The organism is Collimonas fungivorans (assembly GCF_028292705.1).
GTDB classification, from domain to species: domain Bacteria; phylum Pseudomonadota; class Gammaproteobacteria; order Burkholderiales; family Burkholderiaceae_D; genus Collimonas; species Collimonas fungivorans_B.
Genome location: NZ_JAQGLV010000099.1, coordinates 1 through 11,288 on the forward strand (window position 1 = coordinate 1; position 11,288 = coordinate 11,288).

Genomic DNA, 11,288 nt, shown 5'->3' on the forward strand with positions numbered 1-11,288 from the left:
CCATCTACAACTCGAACCGGTTCGTCTTGCGCGGCCTGCTGGAAAACCTGGGCTGCGAAATCAGCGATTACGGCATCGTCCCCGACAATCGCGAAGCAACCCGCGAGGCGCTGCGCCTGGCGGCGCAGGAACATGATCTGATCCTTACCTCGGGCGGCGTGTCGGTCGGCGAAGAAGACCATGTCAAGCCAGCGGTGGAAGCGGAAGGGCGCTTGAACATGTGGCAGATCGCCATGAAACCGGGCAAGCCGCTAGCCTTCGGCGAAGTCCGCCGCGCCGCGGGCGCGGGGGGCAGCGCCTTCTTTATCGGCCTGCCCGGCAATCCGGTATCCAGTTTTGTCACCTTCCTGATCTTTGTGCGGCCCTTCATCCTGCACCAGCAAGGCGTGGCGGCAAGCGGGCTGGCGCCGCAGGCGATCGCCATGCGCGCCGACTTCGACTGGCCCAAGGCCGACCGCCGCCAGGAATTCCTGCGTGCAAGAATCAACGCCGGCGGCGGCCTCGACCTGTTCCCGCAGCAAGGTTCGGGCGTCCTGACTTCCACCGTCTGGGGCGACGGACTGGTCGACAATCCGGCCGGGAAAACCATCGCCAGGGGCGATTTGCTGCGCTTCCTGCCGTTTTCTGCGCTACTGTAAAACTTGTAATTGCCTGAAAAAGAGAATGTAATGAAAATCCAGCTGCGCTTTTTTGCCAGTATCCGCGAGGCGCTCAACCTGTCGCAGGAAACATTGGAGTTGCCGGCTTCGATCGCCACCGTCGGCGAGCTGCGTACTTTCCTGCGCACGCGCGGCCCGGTCTGGGCCGAAGTGCTGGCCGAAGGGCGCTCCTTGCGCATGGCGTTCAACCAGGAACTGGCGAATGCCGATACCGCCCTGGCCGAGAAGGGCGAAGTGGCATTTTTCCCGCCGGTCACCGGCGGCTGATTCTGGTTTGTTGTTGTCCGTGAGGTCTTGACTATGCCCATCCGTGTTCAGGCTGAGGATTTCGATTTTGCCGCCGAGCTGGCGCAGCTGCGGCTGTCCAATCCCAAGATCGGCGCCGTCGTCAGCTTCCTCGGCACCGTGCGCGATCTGAACGACGGCAGCGCCGTCGCCCAGATGGAGCTGGAGCATTATCCCGGCATGACAGAGAAAGCCCTGTCGGCCATCGTCGACCAGGCCAAGCAGCGCTGGGAGATCTTCGACGCCCTGGTGATACACCGCATCGGCCCCTTGCTGCCGCTGGACCAGATTGTGCTGGTGGCGGTGAGCTCGGCGCATCGCGGCGACGCTTTCGCCGCCTGCGAATACATCATCGACTACCTGAAAACCGAAGCGCCGTTCTGGAAAAAGGAACATACGGAACAGGGTGCGCGCTGGGTCGACGCCCGCAGCAGCGACGACGAGGCGCTGGCCAAATGGGGGCAGGACGCGCTGCCGCTGCCTATGCGCGAAAGCAAGAAGTGAGCTGGCTGGCGGTCGGCATCGGCGCTGTCCTTGGCGCCTGGCTACGCTGGGGCGCAAGCATCTTGCTGGGAGCCTATCAGAACCAATTACCGCTGGGAACTTTGCTGGTGAACCTGGCGGGCGGCTACCTGGCCGGCCTGGCAGTTGCTTTCTTCGAAGCCCATCCCGTGCTGCCGATCGAATGGCGTTTGCTGGTGATTACCGGATTCCTTGGCGGCCTGACGACTTTCTCCACTTTTTCCGCGGAATCGATGGTGCTGCTGCAGCATGGCCAGTATGGCTGGTTCCTGGGGCACACCCTGTTGCATCTGTGCGGTTCGATTATCTTGTGCATTGCCGGTTTTGCGACTTATCGGGCCTTGGTTTTCTGATTTAGGGCGTCTCTTAGAGACTTCTTGATAAAAAGAAAATACATTGTCTGGGATGGCTTGATATGGGGGAGGCTGGCGATGGAAGCTAGGTCTAAAGCTGTTTATCTGCGAGAAGAGGTAAACAAGGCGAAAAATCCGCAGAGGCGATCATTTGACGGCGGCGACGGCGGTGGCTATGATGAAAATATGGAAACCCGGGTTCTGAAACTTGAAGAATGTGTCAATGACGCGCGCGACCGGCTGGCGCGGATAGAAACGCGCCTGGACCAGACTGCCACCAGCGCCGACATGCACCGGGAAATGACGGACCAGACCTGGCGGCTGGTGACGTTTGTCTGCGGCTTCGGCTCAGCCCTGGTAGCCGTGACCTACTTCATGGCCACGCATATCAAATAGTCCGGTTTTACGGATGCCTTGCCAGCCCTTCCTTTGTGAGGGGCTTTTTGTTGCCTAACCTTATCGCCTAACTTGAAATCAGCAGGTCTGTCCCAATTTTCTACCCATTAGATATTTTGGAGGAACCATGCGTTTCGATAAATTAACCACAAAACTGCAGGAAGCGATTGCCGATGCCCAGAGCCAGGCGGTCGGCAACGACAATCAATACATCGATCCGGTCCATGCGCTGATCGCGCTGCTGAACCAGGACGACGGCAGCGCCACTTCGCTGCTGCAACGGGCCGGCGTCAACGTCGCCGCCCTTGAAACCGGCCTGAAAGCCGCGCTGGAACGCCTGCCCAAGGTGAGCGGCGCCGGCGGTGAAGTACAGATAGGGCGCGAATTGCTGGCCCTGCTCAACCTGGCGGACAAAGAAGCGCAAAAACGCGGCGACCAGTTCATCGCCAGCGAGATGCTGTTGCTGGCCCTGCTCGACGACAAATCGGACGCCGGCCGCCTGGCACGTGAAAACGGCCTGACGCGCAAGGCGCTGGAAGCTGCGATCACGGCAGTGCGCGGCGGCGCCAACGTAGCTTCCCAGGATGGCGAAGGCCAGCGCGAAGCCCTGAAAAAATACACACTGGACCTGACCGAACGGGCGCGCCTCGGCAAGCTCGATCCGGTGATCGGCCGCGACGATGAAATCCGGCGCGCGATCCAGGTGCTGCAGCGGCGCAGCAAGAACAACCCGGTGCTGATCGGCGAACCGGGCGTCGGCAAGACTGCGATCGTGGAAGGCCTGGCGCAGCGGATTGTCAACGGCGAAGTGCCCGACAGCCTGAAATCGAAGCGCGTCCTGTCGCTCGACATGGCGGCCTTGCTGGCCGGCGCAAAATTCCGCGGCGAATTCGAAGAGCGCCTGAAAGCGGTGCTCAAGGAAATCGCCCAGGACGAAGGGCAAACCATTGTTTTCATCGATGAATTGCACACCATGGTCGGCGCCGGTAAGGCGGAAGGCGCGATGGATGCCGGCAACATGCTGAAACCTGCGCTGGCGCGCGGCGAGCTGCATTGCGTCGGCGCTACCACGCTGGATGAATACCGCAAGTACATCGAGAAAGACGCGGCGCTGGAACGGCGTTTCCAGAAAATCCTGGTGGACGAACCTAGCGTCGAAGCGACGATTGCGATCCTGCGCGGCCTGCAGGAAAAATACGAAGTCCACCATGGCGTCGAAATTACCGACCCGGCGATTGTCGCGGCAGCGGAATTGTCGCATCGCTACATCACCGACCGCTTCCTGCCGGACAAGGCGATCGACCTGATCGACGAAGCCGCGGCCAAGATCAAGATTGAAATCGACTCCAAGCCGGAGGTGATGGACAAGCTCGACCGCCGTCTGATCCAGCTCAAGATCGAGCGCGAAGCAGTGCGCCGGGAGAAGGATGAAGCTTCGCAAAAACGTTTCTCCCTGATCGAGGAAGAAATCGAGAAGCTGTCGCGCGAATACGCCGATTTGGAAGAAATCTGGAAATCCGAAAAAGCCAGCGCCCAGGGCAGCAAGCACCTGAAGGAAGAGATCGAGAAGCTGCGCCTGCAAATTGACGAAGCGACGCGCAACAGCGACTGGCAAAAGGTTTCCGAGCTGAAGTACGGCAAGTTGAATGAGCTGGAAAAAGCGCTGGAAACTCAATCCAGGCAGGATGCTTTGAACGCCGAGCAGCCGGCGGTCGACGGCAAGCCGAAGCTGGTGCGGACGCAGGTTGGCGCCGACGAGATCGCCGAGATCGTCTCGCGCGCTACCGGCATCCCGGTGTCCAAGATGCTGCAGGGCGAGCGTGACAAGCTGGTCACGATGGAAGACGAATTGCACAAGCGCGTGGTGGGCCAGAACGAGGCGATCGTCGCCGTGTCGGATGCTATCCGCCGTTCGCGCGCCGGGCTCAGCGATCCGGACCGGCCATACGGTTCGTTCATGTTCCTCGGCCCGACCGGCGTCGGCAAGACCGAACTGTGCAAGGCCCTGGCCGGTTTCCTGTTCGACAGCAACGATGCCTTGATCCGCATCGACATGAGCGAATTCATGGAAAAACATTCGGTCGCGCGCCTGATCGGCGCACCGCCCGGATATGTCGGCTACGAGGAGGGCGGTTACCTGACCGAGCTGGTGCGCCGCAAGCCGTACAGCGTGATACTGCTGGATGAAATCGAAAAAGCCCATCCTGACGTATTCAATGTGCTGCTGCAGGTGCTGGACGACGGCCGCATGACGGATGGCCAGGGCCGCACGGTTGATTTCAAGAACACGGTGATCGTGATGACCTCGAACCTGGGCTCGCATCGGATCCAGGCGATGGAGGGTAGCGATCCGGCCGTGGTGAAGATGGAGGTGATGGCTGAAGTCAGGAATCATTTCCGGCCGGAGTTCATCAACCGCATCGATGAAATCGTGGTGTTCCATGCCCTCGACGAGAAGAACATCGGCTCAATCGCCAAGATCCAGCTGAAGATCCTCGAACAGCGGCTGGCGAAGATGGACATGGGCCTGGTGATTTCGGAAGCCGGCCTGCAAAAGATCGCCGAAGCGGGTTTCGATCCGGTGTATGGGGCGCGGCCGTTGAAGCGCGCGATCCAGCAGCAGATCGAGAATCCTTTGTCGAAATTGATTCTCGAAGGCAAGTTTGGTCCGAAGGACATCGTTCACATAAATGTTAACAATGGTGAGATAGTGTTCAAAGTGACAATCTAAGCTCAGATTTTACAGACGCAAACAGGTAGAATCGCGGCAGGCTTGAACGTGTTGCTTTATGAATTAAAGGTCACATGGCGATGCCGTGTGGCCTTTTTTTAGGTCTATGCTCTTAGTCCGTATTGCCGGTTTGCAGGTGAATGTTATGAATTGTGCATTCAATTGTGGATCGCGACGGGAGCGAGCATTTTTGCAGTATGCAAAGATGCGGGAATATTTCCCTGAAGCCAGGCGCCGATTATTGTAATTTCGAGGCAAATTTGAAGCGAACGTCACTGCAACGCTTATTCATTTTGCCGTTTGCAGCGCTGCTGTTGTGTCTGGCCGTTTCAGTCGGCTGGCTGCTCTATCAAACCGGCCAGGACGCCACCGATGCGTTGTCGCAAAAGGTCCTGGCGGACATGATGGGGGGCATTGACAGCGCAATCAACAGGCAATTGTTCGACGCCGGTGCGGCGTTGCGGGTAGTCGCGCCTGATCAGGTCGCCGGCGCCGCCAACAAGAGCCCGACTCCGATCCCGTTTCCAGCCAGCGTCGGCCGGCTGGAAGAGCGCATGTGGATTGCCAGCGGCCTGTTTCCGACCATCGGCAGCCTGATCAGCTTTGCCGGCGTCGATGGCCACTATGTCGGCATCCGCCGCACCGCCGCCAATGAATTCCGGGTCAGGCTGAGAGGAGCGGGCGAAGGCCCCACCCACTTGTATCGCAGCCGCGGTCCTGCCACCGAGAAGATCTTGCTGGAGACGGAAAACTATGAGCCGCGCGAGCAAAGCTGGTACCTGAATGCCGTCAGCCAGCGCAAAGACATGTGGTCGCCGGTGTTCATCGATGCCGCCAGCAGCGAGCCGGTGCTGATGCTGGCGCGGCCGGTATACGACGGCGACCAGGAAGTGCTTGGCGTGGTGGCCAGGGAGCTGTCGTTGCGGCCGCTGCGGGAATACCTGCAGGCGCTGCCGATGGACAAGAACGGCGTCGCTTTTGTGGCGGAACGCAATGGCGACCTGGTCATTTCTTCCAACGGCGAAGGCGCATTTGCGCCGCGCAACGGCGCCCAGAACCAGCACATCAGGAACAATCTGAAAGATGTCGCCGCACCCTTCATGCACCAGAGCTGGCAGCTAGTGCAAAACTATTTGCAGAAACACCGGGAAACGGCGCCGGTTACCGATCCGATAGCGGCTTCGGCCGCCAGCCCGCCCAAGCCAGGCAAGCTGATCGTCGGCGCATTCCCCAGCAAATTCGGGCAGATCGAAGTGGCGGCGCAAATCCATCGCGATGCTGCCGGGCTGGAGTGGGTGGCGGTGGTCGCCTTGCCGCGTTCCGATTTCTGGGGAGCGGTCAATTCCAGCGTCTACAAGAGCTTGTACCTGGGCCTGCTGGTGATCCTGCTGGCGCTGCTGTTCGGCTACGCGATATTGCGCTGGGTCCTGCGCGACATCCGCAAGCTGACGCTGGCGGTGCGCAGCATTGGCAGCGGCCGACCATTCGCCAAACTGAATATCGACCGTAAGGACGAGATCGGCGAACTGGCGCAAAGCTTCCAGGAGATGGAGCGCAACCTGCGCACCGACCGCCTTACCAGCCTGCTCAACCGCGATTCCCTGATTGCGCAAATCGAATTTCGCCGGCGCACCGACGTCGAACCGCATCTTTTCCGTTTTGCCGTGCTGTTCGTCGATCTCGACAAGTTCAAGCAGGTCAACGACCATTACGGCCACGACGAGGGCGATCGGGTCCTGATCGAAGTCGGCCTGCGCCTGCAAAACACCTTGCGCAAGGAAGACGAGGTGGCGCGTTTCGGCGGCGACGAATTCATCGTGTACCTGCCCGGCGTGGCCGACGAAGAATCGGCGCTGGCGATCGCGGAAAAGATCTATGCGGTATTGAACAAGCCGATCCTGATGGCCAACGGCGAGCACTGCCAGATCGGCGCCTCCATCGGCGGCGCCCTGTATCCGGCCGACGGCCTCGACCTGGAAACCTTGTTGAAGGTGGCCGACAAGCGGATGTATAGTGTCAAGAAATTCGGCGGCCTGACGTTTTCGTCGGACGACTGACCTTTTTCTGACTGCCCCGCGACGGAGATGCAATGACTTTTTCTACCTGCGATTTATGCGACGCCAATGAAGACAAGCTCGGCACCGCCGCCCTGGCGGTCTTGCCGCCGGTGTTCATCTCCTTCGGCCGGCGCCAGGCGTTCTCCGGTCCGGCGCGCACCCTGAAAGTCCATGAAGACAATGTGCTGGTGCGCAGCACGCTGGAAACCGCGGGCGACGGCCAGGTGCTGGTGATCGACGGCGGCGGCAGCCTGCGTTGCGCGCTGGTCGGCGGCAATCTTGGCGTGCTGGCGCAAAAGAACGGCTGGGCCGGCATCATCGTCAACGGCTGCGTGCGCGATTCGGCCGAATTGAACGCCTGTGATATCGGCGTGCGCGCGCTGGCGCTCCATCCGCAGCGCAGCGTGCGCAAGGGAGTAGGGGAGCGTGACGTCAGCGTCGCCATCGCCGGCGTGACGGTGACCCCGGGCGCGTGGATCTATGCCGATGCAGACGGCGTGCTGGTGGCCAGTCAAAAACTGCTGTAGGCCGGAATGCCAAATCAATAACTTCGCGGCGGCTGCCTTAAGGCAGCCGCCGCATCACCTCCCGTTTTCCAAACCATTTCCCTTCTGGATAGCCTTGCGCGGCCCGTCAATCGGCGCCGGCCAGGGCTGTTGACGCTCGTTTTTCACCCTCGAAGGCAGTCCTTCCTGTCAGGCAAATCCATAAAAGTAATAAGGATAATTGCTAATGATATTGAGAATGATTCGTGTTTATGTTACCTTGGGAGCCATCTTATCAGAGCGGAGTGAATTTATGGCGCAAATGCTTGGAGGGGCGAAGTCTTCGGCAGCGGCATCGCTAGTGAGAAATGCGTCGATCTTCAGTTCCAGTGCATCCTCTCCCGCCGGCCCATTGCTCGACATACTGATCGCGAATCGTCCTCTGTACGTGAATGTCGCGCGCGGCTTCGTCGGCTGCACCAGCCGGGCGGAAGACGTGGTGCACGATGTTTTCCTCAAGCTGGTCGATCTCCCGGGCCAGGATGCCATCCGCCAGCCGATTGCCTATGTAATGCGGATGGTGCGCAATGCCTCTATCGACGCTTGCCGGCGCCAGAACCTTGAAAATATCTACCATGCCGATGAAGACAGCGGCCTCAACATGCCTTCGCAGGAACCTTCTCCCGAGGCGGCGCTGGTAGTGCGCGACAGGCTGCGCCACGTCTACGACGCATTGGCGCAGCTGCCGGCGCGCAGCCGCGCGGCATTCGAGATGGTACGCATGCGCGAAGAAACCCTGCAGAGCACCGCGCGTGCGCTCAATGTCTCGCAGACGCTGGTGCATTTCATGGTGCGGGACGTTGAAAAGCACTGCAGCGCCTGCCTGGACGCCTGCGATCGCGGCGCCGCCCTGCCGATGTTCCATGCCAGCGCTGCCCGCGATGGTAAAAAAGCGCGCGCGCCAATCGTCTTCATAAAGTAGAGGCGGCGTTTGGGTGCAGCAAGCGCCATCCGCCGCCGTTTCCTGAACGCATTTCGTACGAGGACTGACCATGACACAAGCACAGAATTCCGCTGCCGCAGAGGCAGACGACGTTATCTACACAGTCGTCATCAACGACGAAGAGCAGTACTCGATCTGGCCGACCTTCCGCGCTGTGCCGGCCGGCTGGCGCGAAGTCGGCGTGAGCGGCCCGAAAGCCGCATGCCTCGCGCATATCGAGTCAGCCTGGACCGACATGCGCCCGGCCAGCCTGCGCCGCCACATGGATGACGCTGCAGCACAGGCGCGCCTATCGTAATCGGGTAATCCGGCGCGCCTGCGGCAAAGTCCTGGGCGTGCTGTTCCTGCAAGAGGATTTCGCATGACTACACTTTCCATGCCGCAGCTCGCACTTGACGACCTGCGGATCGAACCGGGGCTGCCTACCGTTGTTGCGCCGAAAGCCGGCGTGGACATCTCGCTGGAAGAGGCTATGCCGCTGTTGCGCACGATCGCCGACGATACGCTGGAGCAGGCCGGAGGGCTGCTGTTTACCGGCTTCCGGGTGCCGTCGATCGAGTCGTTCCAGGGTTTTGCCGGTTCGTTCGGCCATCCGCTGATCGGCTACGAATTCGCCTCGACGCCGCGCAGCCAGGTCGAGGGCGCGGTATATACGTCGACTGAATATCCGCCGCACCGCTCGATCCCGCTGCATAACGAGCAGTCGTATACGCGCGAATGGCCGCTGCGCATCTGGTTCCATTGCGTGCTTGCCGCGGCTTCCGGCGGCGCGACGCCGATTGCCGACAGCCGCGCCATCTATCACGAGCTTGATCCGGCGCTGGTTGCCCGTTTCGCCAAGCGCGAACTGCTTTACGTGCGCAATTTCGGCCAGGGGCTTGACCTGCCGTGGCAACAGACCTTCGGCTCGGACGACCCGCGCGTGGTCGAGCGTATTTGCGCCGCGCGCGGCATCGACTGCGCCTGGCGCGACAGCGAGGACGGCGAGCTGCTGCTGCGCACCCGCGAACGCTGCCAGGCGGTCGCCAGCCATCCGCGCACCGGCGACATGGTCTGGTTCAACCAGCTCAACCTGTTTCACCTGTCTGCGCTGGACGAGGAAATGCAAGAGGCGTTGGTCGATGCGGTCGGGCTGGAAAACGTGCCGCGCAACGTCTATTACGGCGACGGCGAAGAAATCGAGGCCGAGGCGCTGGCTGAAATCCGCGGCGTCCTGGATCAGCAGCGCATCGTCTTTCCTTGGCTGTCGGGCGATGTACTGATGCTCGACAACATGCTGACCGCGCACGCGCGCGATCCGTTCCAGGGACCGCGCAAGGTGGTGGTGGCGATGGCGCAAAGTTATAGCGAACCGAAAACCGGCGAGCAGAAGACGGCGTCCTGATGAAAACGGTTGGAGCGGCGCTGGTGGCGCGCGGGCTGACGGTCGGTTATCGCGAACAGGTAGTGCTCGACGGCCTCGACCTGACTATCAAGGCCGGACGAGTGACCGCCTTGTGCGGGCCGAACGGTTGCGGCAAGAGCACGCTGCTGCGCACCCTGGCAGGATTGCTGCCGATCCGGTCCGGGCAGGTGGACGTGAACGGCGCGCCGCTGGCATCATACAAGCGGCGCGAACTCGCGCGCGCGCTGACGATGCTGGCGCAATTCAACCAGATACCCGCCGGCCTGACAGTGCGCGAGCTGGTGGCTTATGGCCGCTATGCTTACGGCGGCTGGCTGCGCGGCTTGACGCGTGCCGATCAGGCTGCAATCGACCAGGCGCTGGCCACCAGCGGACTTGCCGACTATGCCGAGCGCGACGTTGCCGCGTTGTCGGGCGGCGAACGGCAGCGCGCGTGGATTGCCATGGCGCTGGCCCAGCAGGCGCCCATCGTCCTGCTGGACGAACCCACCACTTATCTCGATATCCATCACCAGCTTGAAATCCTGCACGAGCTGCGCCGCTTGAACCAGGAGCAGGGGCTGACCATCGTCTGGGTGCTGCACGACCTGAACCAGGCTGCTGCATTCAGCGACGAAATCGTCCTGATGCGCGCCGGCAAAATCATTGCGCATGGTTCGCCCGACGCCATGCTGGCGCCGCATCATTTGCACGAAACATTCGACGTAACCATGCTGAAAATCCCCCATCCGTTGACAGGCGCGCCGATGTGTGTGCCGGCCTACGGAGAGGCCCCTCCGCCGGCAGCGTTGCGTGAAAACGGCGCCGATAAGGATCTCGCTGCATGACCGCGTTAGCAGGCCAACCTCCGCTTCGCCCAGATACGGCGCTCGCAAGCCGGCATGCCCCGATGAAAAGCAGGGCAGGCCTGATCGGAGCGGCGCTCTTGCTGCTGATCGTCGTCACGGCGGCCGTGCGCCTGGCGCCCGGCGTGCAGCAGTGGCTGGCGGCATCTGCGCAAGGTGGCGACGCCGTCACGCTCAGCCGTATCCTGCTGTTCGATTTGAGTGCGCCGCGCGTGCTGGCGGCGCTGGTCGCCGGCGGCTGTCTCGGCGTGGCTGGCGCGCTGTTTCAGGCGCTTACGCGCAATCCGCTCGCTTCCCCCGATTTGCTCGGCATTACCAGCGGCGCCCAGCTGGGCTTGCTGGCCGCGATGGTGGTTCCTGCGCTGGCCGGCGCGGCATCGGTGCCGCTGCTGTTCGGCTGCGGCCTGGCTGCCGCTGTCTGCGTGGTGGCGGCCGCCGGCTGGCGCGCGACGCCGTTGCGGCTGGTGCTGGCGGGCAGCGTTTGCATGCTGCTGTTTTCGGCAGTGGCGACACTGGTGCTGGCGTTTTTCGAGCAAAGCATCGCCGG

The 11,288-nt window shown here is 61.4% G+C and carries 13 protein-coding genes; all 13 read left to right on the forward strand.

Translation table 11 applies throughout. The annotated features are described in order from the left end of the window. On the forward strand, positions 1-638 hold a 638-nt coding region (locus tag JWQ61_RS05010; RefSeq protein ID WP_304359550.1), incomplete at its 5' end, for a molybdopterin molybdotransferase MoeA. A gap of 30 nt (positions 639-668) precedes the next feature. Continuing rightward, positions 669-926, forward strand: a complete 258-nt coding sequence (gene moaD / locus JWQ61_RS05015; protein ID WP_304359551.1) for a molybdopterin converting factor subunit 1 — start codon at positions 669-671, stop codon at positions 924-926. Positions 927-959: 33 nt separating this feature from the next. Then, complete coding sequence (locus JWQ61_RS05020) at positions 960-1,448, forward strand: molybdenum cofactor biosynthesis protein MoaE (RefSeq protein WP_304359552.1); 489 nt, start codon at positions 960-962, stop codon at positions 1,446-1,448. After that, complete coding sequence (gene crcB / locus JWQ61_RS05025; RefSeq protein ID WP_304359553.1) at positions 1,445-1,819, forward strand: fluoride efflux transporter CrcB; 375 nt, start codon at positions 1,445-1,447, stop codon at positions 1,817-1,819. Before JWQ61_RS05020 ends, crcB begins: the two co-directional genes overlap by 4 nt. Before the next feature lie 186 nt (positions 1,820-2,005). Next, a complete protein-coding gene (locus JWQ61_RS05030; protein WP_304359554.1) occupies positions 2,006-2,215 on the forward strand; it encodes a hypothetical protein in 210 nt (69 codons plus the stop codon). 127 nt (positions 2,216-2,342) lie between these two features. Next, positions 2,343-4,946: an ATP-dependent chaperone ClpB gene (clpB, locus tag JWQ61_RS05035; RefSeq protein WP_304359555.1), complete on the forward strand. Its 2,604-nt coding sequence runs from the start codon at positions 2,343-2,345 to the stop codon at positions 4,944-4,946. A 314-nt stretch (positions 4,947-5,260) separates the two neighbouring features. Beyond that, on the forward strand, positions 5,261-7,003 hold the full coding sequence (locus tag JWQ61_RS05040) for a diguanylate cyclase (protein WP_304359556.1): 1,743 nt from the start codon (positions 5,261-5,263) through the stop codon (positions 7,001-7,003). A 32-nt stretch (positions 7,004-7,035) separates the two neighbouring features. After that, complete coding sequence (gene rraA / locus JWQ61_RS05045; protein ID WP_304359557.1) at positions 7,036-7,530, forward strand: ribonuclease E activity regulator RraA; 495 nt, start codon at positions 7,036-7,038, stop codon at positions 7,528-7,530. A gap of 211 nt (positions 7,531-7,741) precedes the next feature. Next, positions 7,742-8,470: an RNA polymerase factor sigma-70 gene (locus JWQ61_RS05050; protein WP_304359562.1), complete on the forward strand. Its 729-nt coding sequence runs from the start codon at positions 7,742-7,744 to the stop codon at positions 8,468-8,470. A 70-nt stretch (positions 8,471-8,540) separates the two neighbouring features. Continuing rightward, a complete protein-coding gene (locus JWQ61_RS05055; protein WP_304359558.1) occupies positions 8,541-8,789 on the forward strand; it encodes an MbtH family NRPS accessory protein in 249 nt (82 codons plus the stop codon). 63 nt (positions 8,790-8,852) lie between these two features. After that, a complete protein-coding gene (locus JWQ61_RS05060) occupies positions 8,853-9,875 on the forward strand; it encodes a TauD/TfdA family dioxygenase (protein WP_304359559.1) in 1,023 nt (340 codons plus the stop codon). Next, positions 9,875-10,723 carry an ABC transporter ATP-binding protein gene (locus tag JWQ61_RS05065; RefSeq protein ID WP_304359560.1) on the forward strand — a complete coding sequence of 283 codons (849 nt, stop codon included), beginning with the start codon at positions 9,875-9,877 and terminating at the stop codon, positions 10,721-10,723. The genes JWQ61_RS05060 and JWQ61_RS05065 overlap by 1 nt, the downstream gene beginning before the upstream one ends. Next, on the forward strand, positions 10,720-11,288 hold a 569-nt coding region (locus JWQ61_RS05070), incomplete at its 3' end, for an iron chelate uptake ABC transporter family permease subunit (RefSeq protein ID WP_304359561.1). The genes JWQ61_RS05065 and JWQ61_RS05070, both read left to right, overlap by 4 nt.